Origin of the sequence: Sorangium sp. So ce836, assembly GCF_028553905.1 — a bacterium.
GTDB lineage: Bacteria > Myxococcota_A > Polyangia > Polyangiales > Polyangiaceae > Sorangium > Sorangium cellulosum_D.
This window is the reverse complement of the sequence record NZ_CP102233.1, coordinates 5,999,547-6,018,698: the sequence shown is the minus strand read 5'-3', so window position 1 is coordinate 6,018,698 and position 19,152 is coordinate 5,999,547. Positions and strand designations below refer to the sequence as shown.

Here is a 19,152-nt window from a genome sequence, read left to right as displayed (position 1 = left end):
GCATCATTTCTCCTCTGGATCGGCGCGCGGCAGGCCTCGCTCGTCGAACAGCAAAGCGATGTCGACATGGAACTGAGCTCTGCGGGAGGAAGGCGGCGCCCGGTGTGAGCTCGGCGGCGGCGTGGAATGGCTGCCGTAGGCCTCACCTTCCAGCGCACCCGGCGCGAGCGCCTCGCGCTGCGACGGTGCCGCGCCCATCTGCCCCGCGGTCATCTCCGGCTGCGGGTGCCCCGCGCCCCGCTGCGAGGGCGACACCGGCGTCTCCCGTCGAAGAGGCGCCCCGGCGAGCTGCGCCTCCCGCCGCGAGCTCGGCACCGCCGGCTGCGACAGCGGCGCCGCCGGGCGCGAGCTCGGCGCGGCCGGCCGCGAGCTCGGCACGAGCGCCTCGCGCCGGGACGGCGCCCCGGCCTCCTGCCGCGAGCTCGGCGCCGCCTGCCGCGAGCTCGGCGCGGCCGGGCGCGAGCTCGGCGCCAGCGTCTCGCGCCGGGACGGCGCCCCGGCCGCCTGCCACGAGCCAGGCGCCGCCGGTTGCGACAGCGGCGCCGGCGTGTCCCGCCGCGGAACCGCGACCCCCGGCTGCCGCCGCAGGTACGCGGCGGCCGGCTGCGACAGCGGCGCCGGCGTGTCCCGCCGCGGATGCGCGGCGGCCGGCAGCGTCGCCCCCCGCGAGTACGTCGCGGCCAGCTGCGAGCCCGCCATCGGCGTATCCCGCCGCGCGTACCCGCCCGCCGGCTGCGAGGCCGGCATCGGCGTGTCCCGCCGCGCGTACGCGCCCGCCCTGTCCGCGGGCGGCACCGACGCGTCCCGGCGCGCGACCACCACGCCTGTCGGCGCCGGCGCCGGCGGCGACGAGGGCAGCTCCCGGCGCGCGCGCGACGTCAACGCCATCACACCCAGGCGCTCCGCGCGCGGCGCCGCCGGATCGAGCGGGCGGTGCGGCGCCTCGCCCTGGCCGCCGGCCGCCCAGCGCTCCGGCCGCTGCGAGGCCACGGCAGCCGCCACGCGCTCGCGGAACGCGAGCTCCTGCGCGCCCGCGCTCCGCGGCCCGGACCGCGGCAGCGGCGTCGCCTCGGCGTCGCGCCGCGACGGCGCGTCCGTCATCCCCCCGAGGGTCCAGCGCTCCGAGCACGGCCCCGTGCCGTCGTCCCCGGGCGTCAGCGAGTAGCGCCCCGGCGTGAGCTGCCACGAGCGCTGCTTGCGGCTCTCGCGCGCCGCCGTGCCGAGCATCGCCCCGAGCTCGTCGTCCGTCAGCGTCTCGTCGACGCGCACCAGCGTGCTCACCACGTCGCGCGCGATCTCCTCGAACCCCTCGGGCGCCAGCGCGTAGGTCGACGACGTCACCACGATGGCCACCGGCCGGCGCTCCTCCGCCAGCGCCGCGGCCATCGATACGGGGCACGCCTTGACGACGATCCCCACGTCCATCGCTGCCGCCTGGCAGCGCTCTAGCAGCGCCTGATCGCCGCCGATGAGGAGGGCCGTCGGGATCTGGGCGCGAAGCGTGGCGTCAGAAATTCGCGGCATCGGTCCAAGGATCCTAACCTCCTCGACCCAAACAGAGGTCAGGAAAATCCTGTCATCGGACATTCCCCGTCATGTCTGGACAGCGAGCTCAACCGATGTCGGGAACTGCGCTCCGCCGGATCACCTCACGGATGCGTAGGTGCGGTGGGCAACTCGGTGAGGTGGCAAGCAGCCCAGTGACCGGGACGGCGCTCCTCCAGCGGAGGAACCTCGATGCTGCACCGCTCCATCGCATAGGGACAGCGGGTGTGGAAATGGCACCCTGAGGGCGGATTCAGCGGACTCGGCACCTCGCCGACGAGCGTCAGGCGACGCCGCTTGCGCTCCTGGTCGGGATCGGGGATCGGGATCGCCGACAGCAGCGCCTGCGTGTACGGATGCTGGGGTGAGCGGAATAGTGCATCTGGGCGGGCGCGCTCGACGATCCGGCCGAGGTACATCACCGCGATCTCGCTTGACAGATGGCGGACAACCGCGAGGTCGTGCGCCACGAACACGTACGTGAGGGACAGCTCGCGCTGGAGCGAGGCGAGCAGGTTGACGATCTGCGCCTGGATGCTCACGTCGAGCGCGCTGACCGGCTCGTCCGCGATCACGAGCTTCGGCTTGAGGGCGAGCGCACGGGCGATGCCGATGCGCTGCCGCTGGCCGCCGGAGAACTCGTGCGGATAGCGGCGCATGTACGAGGGCGAGAGCCCCACGAGCTCCATCAGGCGCGCGACCTCGCGGAGCGCCCCGTCGCGGGACGAGGCGAGGCCGTGGGTGAAGAGCGGCTCGGCGATGAGGTCGTGGACCGTCATGCGCGGGTTCAGGCTCGCGTACGGGTCCTGGAAGATCATCTGCATCTCGCGGCGCGCCTTGCGCAGCGCGCGCGGCTCGAGCGTCAGGATCTCCCGGCCGTCGACCTTCACGCTCCCCGACGTGGGCGGGACGAGGCGCAGGATGCCCCGCCCCGTCGTCGACTTGCCGCAGCCGGACTCGCCGACGAGGCCGAGCGTCGCGCCGAGGTCGACGTCGAAGGAGACGCCGTCGACCGCGCGCACCGTGCCGACCTGCCGCTGGAGCAGGCCGCACCGCACCGGGAAGTGGACCTTGAGATCGCGCACCGAGAGCAGCGGCGGAGGTGTGGCGGGTGTGGTCATGGCGCTCGTCCGGCGACGTCCTCGACATGGCACCGCACGACGTGCAGCGCCCTCCTGTCCCCCTCGCCCGAGACGACCCGCGGAAGCGGCGCCTCCTCGCGGCACGCGGCGACCGCGTGGGCGCAGCGCGGGTGGAACGGGCAGCCCGGCGGCAGGCGCGCGAGCGACGGCGGCATCCCGGGGATGGGGACGAGGTCCGCGCCGCGCGGGCCCTCGAGCCGCGGGATCGACCGCGACAGGCCGATCGTGTACGGGTGGCGCGGGGCGTGGAAGATGGCGTCGACCGGGCCCTCCTCGACGATGCGCCCGGCGTACATGACCGCGACGCGATCGGCCATCTTCGCGACGACGCCGAGGTCGTGCGTGATGAGCAGGACCGCCGCGCCGAGCGCCTCCTTCCGCTCCCGGATGAGATCCAGGATCTGCGCCTGGATCGTGACGTCGAGCGCCGTCGTCGGCTCGTCGGCGATGAGCAGATCCGGGTCGCAGAGCAGCGCCATGGCGATCATCACGCGCTGCCGCATCCCGCCCGAGAGCTGGTGCGGATAGTCGTCGATCCGCGACGCCGCCGCGGGGATGCCCACCGCCTGCAGCATCTCGACGCTGCGCCGGCGGGCCTCGGCGCGCCCCATGCCGCGGTGCAGCTCCAGCACCTCGATGAGCTGCTCGCTCACCCGGAGGTAGGGGTTCAGCGACGTCATCGGGTCCTGGAAGATCATCGCGATCCGGTCGCCGCGGATGCGCTCCATCCGCGCCTCGCTCGCCTCCACGAGGTCCTCGACGACGCCCCCCTCGGACTCGATCAGGATCTGGCCGCCGACGATCCGCCCCGGCGGGTCGGGGATGAGCCGGAGCAGCGAGAGGCTCGTCACGCTCTTGCCCGAGCCGGACTCGCCGACGATCCCGAGCACCTCGCCGCGATCGAGGCTGAAGGAGATGCCGTCGACCGCGCGCACCACCCCCTCCTCGGTGAAGAAGTGGGTCTTCAGGTTGTTGACCTCGATCAGCATGGTTCGTCTGAGCGCGCGCGCGCCGCGGGGGCGGCGCGCCCCTTCAGTCCTTTCGGATGCGTGGATCGAGGGCGTCGCGGAGCCCGTCGCCGAGGAAGTTGAAGCAGATCAGCGTGAGCGCGAGCATCAGCGCCGGGAAGATGAGCTGCCAGGGGAAGAGGTCCATCGCGTCGGCGCCCGTGGACGCGAGCAGGCCCCAGCTCGAGAGCGGCTCCTGCGTGCCGAGGCCGAGGAAGCTCAGGAACGCCTCGGTCATCATCACCTCGGGGATGGTGAGCGTCGTATAGACGATGATCGGGCCGACCGCGTTCGGCACGAGGTGCCGGAAGATCAGCGCGGCGTGGCCGACGCCGATCGAGCGCGCCGACTCGATGAACGGCTGGCTGCGCAGCGCGATGACCTGGCCGCGGACGATGCGGGCCATCGTGAGCCAGGAGATGCCGCCGAGGGCCGCGAAGACGACGACGATCTGGAAGATGGGGAAATAGCTCGGATCCGAGGCATCCTGCACGAACAGGCCGAGCGCGACCTTCCAGGCGCGGTAGAGGGGCGTCTGGTCGTTCGCGAAGAAGACCATGAGCAGGATGACGAGGATGAGGAACGGGAACGTGTAGAGCACGTCCACGATGCGCATCATGATCGCGTCGACCTTGCCGCCGAAGTAGCCGGCGACGCCGCCCCAGCTCACGCCGATGACGAAGCTCACGAGCGTCGCGATGATGCCGACGGCGAACGAGATGCGCCCGCCGAAGAAGACGCGGGCCATCAGGTCGCGGCCGAAGTAGTCGGTGCCCATCCAGTGCGCGAGCGAGGGCGGCTGCGCGCCGAGCTTGAGGTCGGCCTTGTCGTACCGGTAGCTGGAGAGCTCGGGGACGAGGATGCAGGCGAGGATCATCGCGAGGAGCACGGCGCCGCAGGCGACCGCCGCGCGGTTCTTGCGGAGCCGCCGCCACGCGTCGCGCCCGAGGCTCGACCCCTGCTCGAGCGCGTCGAGCCGCAGCGGGCCGGCCGGGCGCGGCGCCGCGCCGCCGGGGACGGCGGGCAGGTCGCCGGGCGCGGCGGGCGAAGCGCCGGCAGCGGCGGGCTCTGCTGCGGGCGGCGGGGGGGCGGCGGGCATGATCAGCGCAGCTCCACCCGCGGGTCGATGAAGGCGTACGCCACGTCGACGAGCGCGTTGAAGAGCATGAGCAGGAAGCCGTAGACGAGCATGACCCCCATCACGAGGTTGTAGTCGCGGTTCGTGGCCGCCTCGACGAAGTAGCGGCCCATGCCGGGGATGTTGAAGATCTTCTCGACGACGAGGGAGCCGACGAGCAGGCCGCTGAAGCCGGGGCCGAGGAAGCTCACGACCGGGAGCAGCCCGCCCCGGAGCGCGTGCTTCAGGACGACCTTGCGCTCGGAGAGCCCCTTGGCGCGCGCGGTCCGGATGAAGTCGGAGCGGATCACCTCGAGCATCCCGCCTCGCGTCAGCCGGGCGATGTAGGCGGCCACCGGCAATCCGGCGCAGATGACCGGGAGCACCATGTGCCGCCACGTCTCCCAGCGGGCCACGGGGAACCAGTAGAGCTTGAGCGAGAAGACCAGCATGAGCAGCGGCGCGAGCACGTACCGCGGCACGCTGAGGCCGACCATGGCGACCCCCATGGCCGCCGTGTCTTTCCAGGTGTTCTGGCGGATGGCGCCGACGATGCCGAGCGGGATGCCCATCGCCAGGGCGAAGAGCATCGCCCAGAACCCGAGCTGCATCGACACGGGCAGGCTGAGGGCGATGATCTCGTTGACGGTGCGGTTCGGGTACTTGAACGTCGGGCCCAGGTCGCCGCGGGTGACGAGCGCAAAGAGCCAGTCGCCATACTGCTTCAGCACCGGATCGTTCAGGTGGTACTTGGCGTCGAGCTGGCGCTGGACCTCGACGGGCACGGCCCGCTCCTGATCGAACGGGCCGCCCGGCACGATGCGCACCAGGACGAACACCAGGGTGGCGACGAGGAGGAGCGTGGGGATGATCGAGAGCAGCCGCTTGATGGCGTAGGTGCTCACGGCGCGCCGCCTCCCGGCCGTGGGGCCGCGCCGCTCGCCTCGTCATGCCGCCGCCTTCCGTGGATCCCGAGCGATGTCACGAGGTGCCTCCGTGCTGCCTTCCTTCGGCGCGGCGACGGCCGCGAGGGCGCGCCGCGTCTTCCCGCATATCACGGAATCGCTGGCCGGCACGGCGTTTCGCGCGGCGCGTCGCGCTGCCGCGGCCGAGGCGGCCTGCGCGCTGGGGCGCCGGTATGCGGCCGGCGCGCCAGGCACGCGCGGCGCTCGCCGTTCATCCGCGCCCGTTCACGGTTGCTTCTTGAGCTTGCCCTGATCGCGGAGCTTCACGAGCTCGGCGTAGCCGCCCTCGAGGACCCCGTCGACGAACACCATGGGAAGCGTCGGAAAGCCGGCCCAGAGCTTGATGGCGAGCCGCTCCCTCCACTTGGAGAGGTAACTCCCGTATTCCAGGTAGGTATATCTCACGCCCTCTCCATCGAGCAGCCGACGCGCCTTCTTCACGAAGGGATTCTGGGCCATCCCGACGACGACCACCCCGTCGCGGCTCACGGCGCCTGCGACCTCATCCACGATGGAGCGATGAAAGCTCGCGATCTGCGACTTCACCGCTTCGGCGACCTTCTCGGGAGCAAGCATGGGACGTTCGGACATGAGATGAGCACCTCCGCGCCGGCAGCGTACCGGCGCGGAGAGCGCGCGGTCAACCTCGCGCCGGAACGCGCTACTGCGCCTCGCGGCCCAGCGCGAGCGCCAGAGTTCGTGGAGACGGCGAACCGCCTTGCGTGGCCCGCTCGCGATCTCCGCGCGTCAGGCCGCCGGGCGCTCTACGGCACGAGCAGCACCTTCCCCGTCGTCGCCCGCCCGGCGAGCGCGCGGTGCGCCTCCGCCGCCTCGGCGAGCGGGTACGTCGCGCCGACCGAGATCGTGAGCTCGCCGCGCGCGATCGCGCCGAGCACGTCCTCGGCGCGCTGGAGCAGCTCCTCGCGCGTCGCCGTGTAGTGCCCGAGGGTCGGCCGCGTCAGGAAGAGCGACCCCTTCTGGCTCAGGATCTGCGGGTCGAACGCGGGCACCGGCCCGCTCGACTGGCCGAAGAGCACCAGCATGCCGCGCGGTCGGAGCGCGCCCAGGCTCTTCTCGAACGTGTCGCGCCCGACCCCGTCGTAGACCACGTCGACCCCGGCGCCGCCCGTGAGCCGGCGCGCCTCGACCTCGACGTCGGCCTGCGTGTACAGGATCACCTCGTCGGCGCCGGCCTCGCGCGCGAGCCGCGCCTTCGCCTCGGTCGAGACGGTGCCGATCACGCGCGCGCCGAGCCGCTTCGCCATCTGGCAGAGGAGCAGCCCCACCCCGCCCGCCGCCGCGTGGACCAGGCACGTGTGGCCCGGCCCGAGCGCGAACGTGGAGCGCACGAGGTAATGCGCCGTCATGCCCTGGAGCATCGCCGCCGCCGCGCGCTTCGCGCCGACGCCCGCCGGCACCGGGACCAGCTTCGCGACGGGGATGCGGACGTGCGTGGCGTACGAGCCGGCGCCGCCGGCCCACGCGACCTCGTCCCCTTCCCTCACCTCGGTGACCGACGGCCCCACCGCCTCGACGCGCCCCGCGCCCTCGAGCCCGAGCGGGAGCGGCGGCTCGAGCTTGTACTGGCCGCTCCGCTGGTAAATGTCGATGAAGTTCACCCCGGCGGCCTCGACGCGGACCACGGCTTCACCCGGGCCCGGCGTCGGCGTCGGGTGCTCCTCCAGCGTCATCACCTCGGGGCCGCCAGCGGCTTTCGGTCGGATCGCGAGCATGCCGCCCATGTTGCCGAGCCGGAGCGGCTCGTCAAGCAGCCGGCGCAGGCATCGACGATGCATCGCTTCCCGCCGGGCGCCGCCGCGGCGCAGGCATCGATCCCATTGCTGCCCAACGCGCGCCGTGGATGATGCGCTCTCATGTCCGCTTCCACTCCTTCCGAGTCGCTCACCCAGCACAACGCCCCTGGCGCCTCGCCCGCGCCGTCCGCTGCCGCGGCCGCCTCGGCGCTCGCGTCGCCGGCCCCGTCGGCCGGCGCGGGGCCGGCAGGCACGACGGCGGCGCCGTTCCCCGAGGGCTTCCTGTGGGGCGCGGCCACCGCGGCCTACCAGATCGAAGGCGCCGCCGCCGAGGACGGCCGCGGCCCCTCCGTGTGGGACGTCTTCTCGAACACCCCCGGGAAGGTCTTCGAAGGGCACACCGGAAACGTCGCGTGCGACCACTACCACCGCTACAAGGAGGACCTCGGGCTGCTCGCCGAGCTCGGGGCCAAGAGCTATCGCTTCAGCGTCTCGTGGACGCGCGTCCTCCCGGAGGGCACGGGCAAGGTCAACCAGAAAGGGCTCGACTTCTACGACCGGCTCGTCGACGAGCTCCTCCGCCTCGGCATCGTGCCCCTGTGCACGCTGTTCCACTGGGACTTCCCCCAGGCGCTCCAGGACCGCGGCGGGTTCCTCCAGCGGGACGTCGCCGACTGGTTCGCCGACTACACGACCGTCGTCGCAGAGCGGCTCGGCGATCGTGTGCCGTGGTGGGTGACGCAGAACGAGCCGCAGGCGTTCATCGGCAACGCGCTCCTCGAAGGGCACTTCGCCCCGGGGCTCAAGCTCCCGTACCGGGACTACCTGACCGCCGCGCACAACCAGATGCGCGCCCACGGCAAGCAGGTGGACGCCCTGCGCGCCGCGGCCAAGGCGGCGAAGGTCGGCTACGTGCTCGCGACCCAGGTCCAGCGCCCCGCGACGGAGGACCCGGGCGACATCGAGGCGGCGCGCGAGGCGATTTTCTCGGTCTACGAGCGGCACCCGTGGAACAACGCCTGGTGGATCGCGCCGGTGCTCGAGGGGCGGTATCCGGAGAGCGGCCTCAAGCTCTTCGGCAACGACGTGCCCGACTTCCCCGCCAGCGACTTCGACCAGATCAAGCGGCCGCTCGACTACCTCGGGCTCAACATGTACTCGGCGGGCACATGGCGGCAGGGCAAGGACGGCAAGCCCGAGCGCGTCGCGTCCCCGCCCGGCTACCCGCGCGCGACGCTCGACTGGCTGCAGGTCGTCCCCAGCACTCTCTACTGGGGCACGAGGTACTTCTGGGAGCGGTACAAGCTGCCCATCGGGATCACCGAGCACGGCACCGCCACGCGGGACCAGGTCTTCCTCGACGGGAAGGTGCACGACCCGCAGCGCATCGACCTGATGCACCGATACCTGCTCGGCCTGGCGCGGGCGATGAACGAGGGCGTCAACGTCTTCGGATACTGGGCCTGGTCGCTCCTCGACAATTTCGAGTGGGCCGAGGGCTACAGGGAGCGGTTCGGGCTCGTCTACGTCGATTACCAGACCCAGCGCCGGATCCCGAAGGACTCGTTCTCCTGGTACAAGGACGTCATCGCCACCAACGGGCGCTCGCTCCTCGGGCCGACCGCGGTGGCCTGGGACAACGTGACCGGCTGATCCCGGAGGCCCGCGGCCCGATTCCCCGTCGGGCCGCGCGGCCGGCGCGCTCTTCGTGCTACGTCGATCTCGACGCCGGATCGCTCACGAGCCCCGAAACGGAAGAATCGATGTTCCTCGGCCAATCCATCCCGTGATCACGCCGCGATCATGGCAGGGGCGGAAGAGAAGCGGTCTGGTCCCGTGCCGGCGCCGGGCCCTGGTCTGCGCTGTCATGCCCACGGCGGTCTCGCTGCTGCTCCTCGGCGGCTGCGGGGGGGACGCCGTGCCCGCGGGCTCCGCCGAGATCGCGGGGAGCCGCGGCGGCGGCGTGTACGCCAACCCGGTTGTCCCGGGCGACTTCCCGGATCCTTCGGTCATCCGCGTGGGCCGCGCGTACTGGGCGACGGCGACGAGCTCCGAGTGGGGCGCGCCGTTTCCGCTCCTCCGCTCGACCGATCTCGTGAACTGGGATCGGGTGGGCTCGGTCTTCCCCGATCTCCCGTCCTGGGCCACGGGGAGCCTCTGGGCGCCCGAGATCACCGAGGACCGCGGCCGATATTACGTCGTCTATACGGCCCGGAAGCGCGGCGGCCCGCTATGCGTCGCCGCGGCCAGCGCCGATGCGCCGGAAGGGCCGTACACCGATCACGGGCCGCTCACGTGCATGGCGGTCGGCTCCATCGACGGCTGCCCGATCCGCGACGAGAACGGGGTGCGCCACCTCGTCTGGAAGGAGGACGGGAACAGCGTCGGGGCTCCGACGCCGATCTGGGCCCAGGAGCTCTCGGAGGACGGCACAGCGCTGCTCGGCGCGCCGGTCGTCCTCTTCCAGAACGACGCGCCTTGGGAAGATAGCGTCGTCGAGGGGCCTTATCTCATGCGGCACGGAGGCCGCTTCTACGCCTTCTACTCGGGCGCCGGCTGCTGCGGCAGGGCGTGCAGCTACGCGCTCGGCGTGGCGCGCGCGACGCGCCTGCGCGGGCCCTGGGAAAAGAACCCGGCGAACCCGATCCTCACCGGCGACGACGCCTGGAGGTGCCCCGGCCACGGCAGCGTGGTGGACGACGGCGGCGGGCGGTTCTTTCTCCTCTACCACGCGTACAGCGCCCTGGACTCGGTGTACGTCGGCCGGCAAGGCCTGCTCGACGAGGTGCTCTTCGGAGCCGACGGCTGGCCGTCATTCCGCGGCGGCGGGCCCAGCGCCCGCGCCGCATCGCCCATCGCGCCCCAGGCGCCCTGGCCCGCGGAGATCGTGGACGAGTTCGACGGCGGCGCGCTCGATCCGCACTGGCAGTGGCCCGTGGCGGCGCGCCCCGACGCGACCCTCGAGCCCGAAGGCGGTGGATGGCTCACGCTGGGCGCGATGCCGGGGGCTCCGGGCAGCCACCTCGGTGCGGTCGTCGGGCGCCCGACGCTGCGGGGCGATTATGAGGTGACCACGGACGTCTCGGCCCCGCCGGACGTCGAGGCGGGGCTCGCGGCCTACGGCGACGGCGACAACGCGGTCGGGATCTCGATCGGCGGCGGCCGCGCCGCCGTCTTCCGCCTCGCGAACGGCGAGAGCCGGATGGTGGCCGAGACGAGCGCGCCCCCGCGCGCCGAGCTCCGGATGACGGTCGTGCGCGGGCACCGTTTCCGCTTCGCGATCCGCGCCGGCGGCGCCGCCGCCTGGGCCCCGGTCGGGGACGCCGTCGACGCCGAAGATCTGCCGCCCTGGGATCGCGGCGTGCGCGCGGTCCTGTTCGTGCGCGGCCCGAGCGGAGCCGCCGCGCGGTTCGCGTCGTTCCGCATGGCGCAGCCGTCGCCCCGGCGCTGAAGCCCGTCGAGCGCCCGCGGGGCGCGACAGGCGCTCTCGCCGCTCCGGAATCCGGATTACATCCCGAGGAGCGCCGGTGTCCATCGGACGCGACAACACGGCCGCTTGGCCGGCGCGCAGCGCGGGTCGCGCCGCGAGGGGGCGGGCTCGCGCCTGGCACGAGCAAAGACTCTGCGGACGCGATGCGAATGAGCTAATCTGTGCGTCTTTGCCTGTGTGCGCACCAACGCACAGGTGTCCACAAAGGAACATGGATATGGCTCTACGGAACGTTGTAGTTACGCTCACCTCAATCTGTGTGATGTTCCTCGTCGCGTGCGATCCTGGCGACCCTCCCCCTGCCGGCGCTGGCGCTGCGGGTGGGGCTGGCGGCTCGGGTGGGGCCGGCGGCGCCGGCGGCTCGGCCGAGCCGGGGTGCCCCGCGCCGTCCGGCGGCCCGACGGTTCACTCGGGCGATGTGAGCGAAAATGAGACCTGGACCGCGGAGGGGAGCCCGCACGTCGTGAGCTTCCCTGTCCGCCTCCGCCCCGGCGTGACGCTCACGATCGAGCCGTGCGCCGAGGTGCTGCTCGAGGAGGACACGGGCATCTCCGCGATGGATGAGGGCGCCGAGCTGAAGGCCGAGGGCACCGAGGCGCGGCCGATCACGTTCCGCGGCAGCGAGGGCGCGCGGTGGAACGACGTGCACGTCGCGTGGCCTGCCAAGGCGACCCTCCGCCACGTGACGCTCGAGGGGGGCGGCGGCGATCGCTTCCACGCGAACGCGGCGCTCTCCGCGTACGGGGCGTCCGTGACCCCCGCGGCGCCGGTCCTGCTCGTCGATCACGTGACGGTGCGCGGGTCGCTCGGCGCCGGGGTGCTCCTCTTGCGGGCGTCGGCGTTCGCGGAGGGCTCCACCGATCTCGTGATCACCGAGAGCGGCAGCGAGGAGCACCCGTATCCGCTGGAGCTCGGCGAGCAGGCGCTCGGCTCGATCCCGGTCGGCGTGTACACCGGCAATCGAAAGGACGAGATCCTGATCCAGGACGAGGGCGCCAATCAGACCTCCGGGCTGCAGCAGGACACGACCCTGCGCGACCGCGGCGTGCCCTACCACTTCGGCGACTGGCGCGACGCTCGCTTCAACATCGGCGGCGGCGGCGAGGACGCGCCGCTCACGACGCTCACCATCGAGCCCGGCGTCACCATCCGGTTCGAGCCCGGCAATTTCATGCAGATCGAGCACTTCACCGGCGATTTCGCCGCGAGCGGCGCCCTCCGCGCGCTGGGCACGCCGGAGAAGCCCATCGTCTTCACCTCGGCCGCGGAGACGCCCGCGCCCGGCGACTGGGGCGGGCTCTGGTTCGGCGGCATCCCGCGCGACGAGAACGTCCTGGAGAACGTCATCGTCGAGTATGTCGGTTACGACTGCGGCTGCATCCTGCTCAGCTGCAACGATCTCGCGACCTTCAATGGCGCCGTCATCTTCAGCCGGGCGCCGAGCAGCGGGTTCATCCAGGGGTCGACGTTCCGCCACGTCGCCGGCCACGGCGTCACCCGCGGCTGGAACGGCACCGCGGGGCCCGACTTCGTCTCTGGAAACACCTTCGAGGACGTGAGCGGCTGCAAGCAGACGCGCCCCTGGGTCGAGGGCCAGCCGTGCCCCGACCCGAAGCCCGCCTGCCCGGAGGACTGATACCGCGCCGCCCTGCGACGAGGGTCGCCGCCGGACGATCGACCGGCGATGAACGTCGTGCCCGCGCCGAGCATCGAAGCGGCCATGACCATAGACTCCGATCCTATCCATTCAGCATCCGCGGCAAGCATGAGCCCCTCGGCCGCCTTCACCATAGCGGCAGTCCTCGCCGCCGCGGCGTGTGAGCCGGCGGCGCGCGGGGGCGCCGCCGGGGATGGCCAGAGCGGCAGCGCCACGGCGCGGAGTCTTCGTGGCCAAGTTCGACGCCGGCGGCGATCATCTCTGGAGCGCCGGATTCCCAATCTTTGGCAACACGGGGGTGTGGCGAGTAGCTGAGATCGCGGTCGATGCCGTCGGTAATGTGTACATGCTCTACAGCATCTACGATTCCACCTACCTGGCGAGGATCGGCGCCGGCGGCGCCGGCATCCTCTGGACACAGATCATTCCGGCATCCGACCTCAGCAATGCAGCGGTGAGCCTCGCGGTCGACAGCGCCGGCAACGCGATCGTGGCGAACGAGGATCCCCCGGACGGTTCGCATCTCGGCGCGGAATACTTCACCGTCTCCAAGTTTGACCCGGCGGGCGCTCTGGTCTGGACGCGGATGTTCGAGAACAACGGGGCGATGGGCGCCTCCTCGGTGGCGGTCAACGCGTCGGATGAGATCCTCGTGGCGGGCTCCGCGGATGGGCTCGTCGACTTCGGCGGCGGCGTGCTCCCCGCCGGCCCCGTGCTCGTCAAGCTGGACTCGGCAGGCCAGCACGTCTTCAGCCGCTCGGTCCGCTTCGGCAACAAGATCGCCCTGGATCCTGCCGGCGGCGTCATCCTCGCCGGGGGCGGGCTCGCCAGGCTCGACGCGAGCGGCAACGAGCTCTGGTGGGTCGATTTCGATGCTCCCGTGGAGGATATCGCGATCGCGCCGAATGGTATGATCGGCGTCACCGGCGACATGATCGGTCCGGTCGATTTCGGGACCGGCCCGACATCTTACGCGGGGGGCCGCGATATCTTCGTCGCCACGTTCGGCCCCTGAGGGGCTCGGTCCCGGCGTCGTCGCGACGCCCGCGCGCGCAAGATGGCGCGGGCGTCGCGCGGCGAGCGGGGCGATCCCGCCCGCGGCCCGGGGCGCGGCGCGCCTCGCCTCACCGCGGGACGTCGACGGGCACGAAGCAGGAGATATTGGTCTCGATGTGGAAGTTCGACCCGTCGGTGTGGCGCTCCGCGTGGAAGATATCCATCGTGTACGTGTTGCCCGGAGAGATGCCGAGGTAATCGGCCTGAGCGTCGAAGTCGATGACGCCCGACTCGGGCCCGTGCATGCTGCCGAGATCGAGGGCGAGCTTGCCGTTGATGAAGATCCACATGTCGTCGTCGCCCCGGAAGCTGAACTCCTGGCCGGCGACGTAACCGAACTTGAGGTGGATCTCGGTGGTGAAGAGGAAGTTCTGGTTCTTGCCGTTGGGAGGGTTGATCCCGAACCCCTCCTCCGGCGCGAGCGGGAAGAAATCCGTGCTGTCGAAGATGTACCGGCCAGAGCCGGGCGGCGACTCCTCGAGCTCGAGCTGCTTGGGGAACGTCATGTTCACGCCGGGCACGTCGCGGTACCACTGGCTGAACGACTCGGCGCTCGTGATGACGACCTGGTTCGGGTTCCCGCCCCCGCAGGCGAGCGGGGTCTGCAGGTCCGCCTGGCAGCCCACCGAGCTGAGGAACACCGGCTTGCTGTCGCCGTCGAGCTGCGGCTCGATGAGCTTGCGCCGAACCACGTCGCCCCGGAAGTCCATCTCGAAGTCGGGGTGCGTGTCCTTGAAGTCGCGGTAGAGGACATCGAGCGTGCTCTTGCAATCGCTCCCGCCAGCGCCGCCGGCGCCGATGGTCACGTTGCCCCCCGAGATGCTCCCGATGTCGTCGCCCGTCGAGCTGCTGCTCTCCCCCGAAGGCGACCCGCTGGTGCCGCCGGAGGTCGGCCCGCCGCCGGAGCCGGAGCCCGAGTTGCCGTTGTTGTCGTCAGGCCCCGAAGAGCAGGCCAGGGCCGCGACGGTGAAGGACACAAGAAAGAGAGATCGAGGGGACATAGAGCACTCCTGGGAGAAAGTAGGACAACCACACCTCGTGGGGGTTGTCAATGTCGCCCCTGGAATCCTACGCGAGATCGCGCGGCGCCCGCTGCCACGATCGCGTGGAGATCGCTGAATTCAGCCCGGCTGCATCCGACGGAATCCTGCCTTGTTCGACGCGAGAGGAGGTAATGCGGTGCGTCGTCCCTGCCCCGCGGGAAGAGGTCGAATCGGTGAGCTCTCCCGTGCTGGGCCCCATCTCTCCGCCTCGCGTCTCTGCGCTTCCCGTCGCGTCAGGCCGCCTCGGCGGACGAGCTCAGACGAGGCGGTGTCCCCCGTCGACGTGCAGCGTCTCGCCGGTCGTGAACCCGTTGCCCATCAGGAAGAGGGCGGCGTGCGCGATGTCCGCGGGCGCGCCGACGCGCCGGACCGGGAGACGGCGCGCGTGCTGCTCGAACCGCTGCTCCTTCTCGCCGCCAGCGATGGAGTCCCAGATCGGCGTATCGACCCAGCCCGGCGACAGCGCGTTCACGCGCACCGGCGCGAGCTCGACGGCCAGGGCGCGCACGAGCGACTCGAGCGCGCCGTTCGCCGCCGCGACGACCGCGCCGCCCGGCCCCGGCCGCGCCGCCGCGATGCCGGTGGTGAAGATGAGCGAGCCGCCGGGCTCGATCCGCGCGTGCTTGGCGATGTGGAGCGCCGCCACGAGCTTCGAGTCGATCGTGCGGCGCGCCGCCGCGACGTCGAGCTCGCGGATCGGCTGGTAGTGGCCCTGCACCGCCGTGACCACCACGTGGTGCGCGGGCGGATGCTCGCCGAACAGGCCCCGCACCTCGGCCTCCTGCGTCGCGTCGGCGGCGACGGTGCGCACGCGGCGCGCCTCCCCGAGCTCGGCCGCGGCGGCGGCGAGCCTCTGCGGCGAGCGGCTCACGAGGGTCAGCGTCGCGCCCCGCGCGAGGCAAGCCTTGGCCACGCCGAGGCCGATGCCGGACGAGCCCCCGATGATGACGACATGCTGGTGTTCAAGGTTCATGAAGGAGGGGTAACGCGGGCGCCTCGCGCGCACCATGGGACGATATGGCATGCTTCATCCCATGAGCGGGATGATCTCCCTCGAGGACGTACGGCTCTTCGCGGCCGTCGCGCACCACCTGAGCTTCGTCGAGGCGGCCCGGCGCACGGGGGTGCCCACCAGCACCGTGAGCCGCCGGGTGGCGCTGCTGGAGGAGGTGCTGGGGGTGCGGCTGCTCCAGCGCACCTCCCGCCGCGTCGGCCTCACCGGCGAGGGCGCGCGGCTGCTCGAGCGCGCCGGGCCCCTGCTCGAGGAGCTCGGGTCGGTGCTCGACCGGGTCGCCGATCGCGAGGACGAGCCCGCGGGCAGGCTCCGGGTGACGGCGCCCGTGATGACGGGCGCGCAGCGCATCGCGCCGGCGCTGTCCGCCTTCGCCGCCCGGCACCCTCGCCTGACCGTGGAGCTCACGCTCACGAACGCGGTGGTCCCGCTCGTCGAGGAGGGCGTCGACCTGGCGTTTCGCGCGGGGCCCGTTCAGGACGCCGAGCTCGTGGCGCGGCGCCTGTGGTCGCTCCCGTACGCGCTGGCCGCGTCGCCGCGCTTCGTGCAGCAGGCCTTGCGGGGCCGCGCGCGGCTCGCGCGCGCGTCGCTCGGCGCCTTGCCCGCCGTCCTGAGCCGCGCGGACGCCGCGTGGCGCCTCCGCCGGCGGGACGGCTCCGTCGAGGAGGTCCGGCCGCGCGCGCGCTTCTGCGTCAACGATCCGCGGGCGGCGATCGCCGCGGCGGCGCAGGGGCTGGGCGTGGTCTGCGCGCCCCGCGAGGTGATCGCGCAGCACGGCGAGGCGCTCGTCGAGCTCACCGTGACGGGCCGCACCGTCGAGCCGCGCGAGCTCTTCGCGGTGTACCCGTCGCGGCGGCTCCTCCCCGCGCGGGTGCGCCTGGCGCTCGACTGGGTGATCCGGCACGGCTGAGCGCCCCGCGCCGGCGCCGCCGGCGCTCAGGACGCCCGGAGCTCGATCCGCTGCCAGTCGGCCGCCACCTCGAGCTCGACGCCCCCGTCCAGCGCGCGGTGCGACCTCGCCCCGGCCACGGCGCGCGGCGGCGGCGCGCCGTAGATCCGGATCGTCTCCACCTCGCGCGCCGCCGGCGCCGGCAGGTCTCCCTCGACGCTGCGCTCGAGCGTGAACGCCGCGCCGTCGAAGCCGCCCGAGAGCCGCGTCGTGCGCGACGCGCCGTGCCCGTCGCCCTCGTCCTCGTAGAGGCGGCCGCTCACCCGCTCCGCCGCGTGCACGTGCCAGGTGATCTCCTCCCAGCGCGCGCTCGTCGTGTGCATCCGCGGCGCGGTGAGCGCGACCGCGCCCCCGGCGCGCAGCCACACGGGGACGACCCCGAGCGGAGCATCGGCGATCACGTGGCGCCCGCCCTCCTCCACCTTCCCCGCGCGCTCCAGGTTGGCGAAATCCATCCACGCGCCGGCGGGCAGGTACGACAGCCGCTTCGACTGCCCCGGCCGCACCACCGGCGCGACGAGCAGGTCGTCGCCGAAGAGGAACTGATCGTAGGCGTGGAGCGCCTCGGGATCTCCGGGAGCCTGGAAGGACAGCGGCCGCATGACCGGCAGGCCCGTCTCCGCCGCCTCGCGCATCAGCGTGTACAGGGTCGGCAGGAGTCGGTAGCGCTGCTCGAGCACCGCGCGCGCGAGGCCGAGGTACGGCTCGCCGAAGCGCCACGGCTCCTGCGCCGGGCGGCCCCGCGCCGCGTGGTTGCGCATCAGCGGGTAGAACAGCCCGGCCTGCATCCAGCGCACGAGCAGCTCGCCGTTCGCGCGGCCGACGAAGCCCGGGATGTCCGCGCCGACGAACGGCACGCCCGAGAGGCCGAGGCCGAGGAGCATCGGGATCGACGCCTCCAGGTGCGTGAAATTGCTGGCAAAGTCGCCGGTCCACACCGCGGCGTAGCGCTGGATGCCGGCGAAGGCCGCGCGCGTGAGCACGAAGGGGCGCCGCTCCGGCGCGTGGCGGGCGAGCCCCTCGTGGGCGGCGCGCGACATGCCGAGGCCGTAGACGTTGTGGACCTCGAGGTGCCGGCGGGCGCCGTGGCGCGCGTCGTACGGGAGCGTGCTGCCCTCGATCGTGCCGAGGCCCGAGGTGCGCCCGCCGTTCGGCGCGGGAAGGCCCCTGTCGGGCCGGACGGAGAAGCACGCCGGCTCGTTCATGTCGTTCCAGATGCCGGCGATGCCCGCGTCGACGAAGGCCTTTTGCAGATCGCCCCACCACCGCTGCACCTCCTCGCGCGTCAGATCCGGGAAGACCGCGGGATCGGGCCAGACCTCGCCGACGAGCGTGTCGCCGCGCGACAGCCGGACGAGGAAGTCGCGCGCGCGCGCCTCGTCGTACACGGCATAGCCGTCATCCGCCTTGATCCCGGGGTCGACGATCGTCACGAGCCTGACCCCCTCGGCCGCGAGATCGCGCGCGAGCCGCGCCGGGTCCGGGAAGCGCGAGCGGTCCCAGGTCCACACCCGGTAAGCATCCATGTAGTCGATATCGAGGTGGACCACGTCGAGGGGGAGGCCGCGCGATCGGTAGCCGCGGACGACGCCGCGCACGTCGTCCTCGTTCTCGTAGCCCCAGCGCGACTGATGTGCGCCGAGGCTCCAGAGGGGCGGCATCGCGGGGAGCCCGGTGAGCGCGGCGTAGCGCCGGAGGACGTCGGCTGGGCGCGGGCCGGCGAGGAGATAGACGTCGAGCTCGGGCCCCCACGACTCCCATTCGATGCGATCCGGGCGGCGCAGGGCGATATCGACCTCCGAGCGCCACGTCTCGTCGAGGAAGAGGCCCCAGGCGGCGCCGTCACGGAGGGCCAGGAAGAAGGGAATCGAGGCGTAGAGCGGGTCGGACTCGACGTGCGGCGGGAAAGCGTCGGTGTTCCAGAAGGTGAAGCGCAGGCCGCGCTTGTCGAGGGGCCCGACCTTCTCGCCGAAGCCGAGGTAGGCCTCGCCGGGCGGCGCCGCGAGCGAGAGGCGCGAGCGGCGCTCGTCGACGGGGAACGCCGGTCGGACGTCGCCGGAAACGCCCTCGCTGCGCGCGAGGGCGCGGCCCTCTCCGTCGCCGAAGGTCCATGTGCCCGAGGCGAGCGAGACCTCGAGAGAGGCGCCCTCGGCGCACACGTGGAGCGTGTCCCCCTCGCGGCGCGCGGAGAGCGGCAGCGCGCCGTCGGCCACCACGGCGAAGGACCGCTTGGGCGGCAGATCGGGGTGCGTGAAGCTCGTCACGGCGGACGAGGGGGCGTGGCGCACGCGCAGCACGCCGGGGCCTGGACAGCGGATCTCGACCGCGGCGCGGGCGCCGGAGAGGAGCACGTGAGCCGCGCCGATCGCGGCGTCGGTGAGGAGCATCTGGCGACTCTAGCCGGCTGTGGCCGCC

At 72.4% G+C, this 19,152-nt stretch carries 15 protein-coding genes; 5 read left to right on the top strand and 10 right to left on the bottom strand.

The window, feature by feature from the left end:
* Window positions 1-3 precede the first annotated feature (3 nt).
* From NQZ70_RS21740 to NQZ70_RS21710, 7 genes are all read right to left on the bottom strand, one after another.
* Complete coding sequence (locus NQZ70_RS21740; protein WP_129575913.1) at window positions 4-1,524, bottom strand: hypothetical protein; 1,521 nt, start codon at window positions 1,522-1,524, stop codon at window positions 4-6.
* Between the two features lie 125 nt (window positions 1,525-1,649).
* Window positions 1,650-2,666, bottom strand: coding sequence for an ABC transporter ATP-binding protein (locus NQZ70_RS21735; RefSeq protein WP_129575912.1), 1,017 nt, complete (start codon window positions 2,664-2,666; stop codon window positions 1,650-1,652).
* The gene (locus NQZ70_RS21730; RefSeq protein WP_129575911.1) at window positions 2,663-3,676 is read right to left on the bottom strand and encodes an ABC transporter ATP-binding protein; all 1,014 of its coding nucleotides are present in this window, start codon (window positions 3,674-3,676) and stop codon (window positions 2,663-2,665) included. Before NQZ70_RS21730 ends, NQZ70_RS21735 begins: the two co-directional genes overlap by 4 nt.
* A 43-nt stretch (window positions 3,677-3,719) precedes the next feature.
* Window positions 3,720-4,793: an ABC transporter permease gene (locus tag NQZ70_RS21725; RefSeq protein WP_129575910.1), complete on the bottom strand. Its 1,074-nt coding sequence runs from the start codon at window positions 4,791-4,793 to the stop codon at window positions 3,720-3,722.
* Between the two features lie 2 nt (window positions 4,794-4,795).
* On the bottom strand, window positions 4,796-5,716 hold the full coding sequence (locus tag NQZ70_RS21720; protein ID WP_129575909.1) for an ABC transporter permease: 921 nt from the start codon (window positions 5,714-5,716) through the stop codon (window positions 4,796-4,798).
* A gap of 285 nt (window positions 5,717-6,001) precedes the next feature.
* Window positions 6,002-6,367: a glutaredoxin domain-containing protein gene (locus NQZ70_RS21715; protein ID WP_129575908.1), complete on the bottom strand. Its 366-nt coding sequence runs from the start codon at window positions 6,365-6,367 to the stop codon at window positions 6,002-6,004.
* A 173-nt stretch (window positions 6,368-6,540) separates the two neighbouring features.
* Window positions 6,541-7,509: a quinone oxidoreductase gene (locus NQZ70_RS21710; RefSeq protein ID WP_129581491.1), complete on the bottom strand. Its 969-nt coding sequence runs from the start codon at window positions 7,507-7,509 to the stop codon at window positions 6,541-6,543.
* A 141-nt stretch (window positions 7,510-7,650) separates the two neighbouring features.
* On the opposite strand from NQZ70_RS21710, the gene NQZ70_RS21705 reads away from it, so the two are divergent.
* The 4 genes from NQZ70_RS21705 to NQZ70_RS21690 all read left to right on the top strand — a co-directional run bounded on the left by NQZ70_RS21705 (window position 7,651) and on the right by NQZ70_RS21690 (window position 13,692).
* The gene (locus tag NQZ70_RS21705) at window positions 7,651-9,183 is read left to right on the top strand and encodes a GH1 family beta-glucosidase (protein ID WP_129575907.1); all 1,533 of its coding nucleotides are present in this window, start codon (window positions 7,651-7,653) and stop codon (window positions 9,181-9,183) included.
* Window positions 9,184-9,397: 214 nt separating this feature from the next.
* A complete protein-coding gene (locus NQZ70_RS21700) occupies window positions 9,398-10,981 on the top strand; it encodes a family 43 glycosylhydrolase (protein ID WP_129575906.1) in 1,584 nt (527 codons plus the stop codon).
* 457 nt (window positions 10,982-11,438) lie between these two features.
* The gene (locus NQZ70_RS21695; RefSeq protein WP_165373705.1) at window positions 11,439-12,656 is read left to right on the top strand and encodes a hypothetical protein; all 1,218 of its coding nucleotides are present in this window, start codon (window positions 11,439-11,441) and stop codon (window positions 12,654-12,656) included.
* Between the two features lie 250 nt (window positions 12,657-12,906).
* Complete coding sequence (locus NQZ70_RS21690) at window positions 12,907-13,692, top strand: hypothetical protein (RefSeq protein WP_129575904.1); 786 nt, start codon at window positions 12,907-12,909, stop codon at window positions 13,690-13,692.
* 109 nt (window positions 13,693-13,801) lie between these two features.
* On the opposite strand, the gene NQZ70_RS21685 is transcribed toward NQZ70_RS21690, so the two are convergent.
* Both NQZ70_RS21685 and NQZ70_RS21680 read right to left on the bottom strand, forming a co-directional pair.
* Entirely contained in the window at window positions 13,802-14,734 is a 933-nt protein-coding gene (locus NQZ70_RS21685; protein WP_165374090.1) for a fibro-slime domain-containing protein, read from the bottom strand.
* A gap of 298 nt (window positions 14,735-15,032) precedes the next feature.
* A complete protein-coding gene (locus NQZ70_RS21680; protein ID WP_165374089.1) occupies window positions 15,033-15,749 on the bottom strand; it encodes an SDR family oxidoreductase in 717 nt (238 codons plus the stop codon).
* 49 nt (window positions 15,750-15,798) lie between these two features.
* Between NQZ70_RS21680 and NQZ70_RS21675 the strand changes: the two genes are divergently transcribed.
* Window positions 15,799-16,698, top strand: a complete 900-nt coding sequence (locus tag NQZ70_RS21675; protein ID WP_129575903.1) for a LysR family transcriptional regulator — start codon at window positions 15,799-15,801, stop codon at window positions 16,696-16,698.
* Between the two features lie 26 nt (window positions 16,699-16,724).
* Here the strand turns inward: NQZ70_RS21675 and NQZ70_RS21670 are convergent, their stop codons facing one another.
* Complete coding sequence (locus tag NQZ70_RS21670) at window positions 16,725-19,124, bottom strand: TIM-barrel domain-containing protein (RefSeq protein WP_129575902.1); 2,400 nt, start codon at window positions 19,122-19,124, stop codon at window positions 16,725-16,727.
* Window positions 19,125-19,152 lie beyond the last annotated feature (28 nt).

Bases quoted from the DNA above. Each gene is read 5' to 3' on its own strand.
- NQZ70_RS21675 (WP_129575903.1), top strand. From the start codon at position 15,799: ATGCTTCATCCCATGAGCGGGATGATCTCCCTCGAGGACGTACGGCTC.
- NQZ70_RS21705 (WP_129575907.1), top strand. From the start codon at position 7,651: ATGTCCGCTTCCACTCCTTCCGAGTCGCTCACCCAGCACAACGCCCCT.
- NQZ70_RS21700 (WP_129575906.1), top strand. From the start codon at position 9,398: ATGCCCACGGCGGTCTCGCTGCTGCTCCTCGGCGGCTGCGGGGGGGAC.
- NQZ70_RS21715 (WP_129575908.1), bottom strand. From the start codon at position 6,367: ATGTCCGAACGTCCCATGCTTGCTCCCGAGAAGGTCGCCGAAGCGGTG.
- NQZ70_RS21710 (WP_129581491.1), bottom strand. From the start codon at position 7,509: ATGCTCGCGATCCGACCGAAAGCCGCTGGCGGCCCCGAGGTGATGACG.
- NQZ70_RS21735 (WP_129575912.1), bottom strand. From the start codon at position 2,666: ATGACCACACCCGCCACACCTCCGCCGCTGCTCTCGGTGCGCGATCTC.
- NQZ70_RS21725 (WP_129575910.1), bottom strand. From the start codon at position 4,793: ATGCCCGCCGCCCCCCCGCCGCCCGCAGCAGAGCCCGCCGCTGCCGGC.
- NQZ70_RS21730 (WP_129575911.1), bottom strand. From the start codon at position 3,676: ATGCTGATCGAGGTCAACAACCTGAAGACCCACTTCTTCACCGAGGAG.
- NQZ70_RS21680 (WP_165374089.1), bottom strand. From the start codon at position 15,749: ATGAACCTTGAACACCAGCATGTCGTCATCATCGGGGGCTCGTCCGGC.
- NQZ70_RS21670 (WP_129575902.1), bottom strand. From the start codon at position 19,124: ATGCTCCTCACCGACGCCGCGATCGGCGCGGCTCACGTGCTCCTCTCC.
- NQZ70_RS21740 (WP_129575913.1), bottom strand. From the start codon at position 1,524: ATGCCGCGAATTTCTGACGCCACGCTTCGCGCCCAGATCCCGACGGCC.
- NQZ70_RS21685 (WP_165374090.1), bottom strand. From the start codon at position 14,734: ATGTCCCCTCGATCTCTCTTTCTTGTGTCCTTCACCGTCGCGGCCCTG.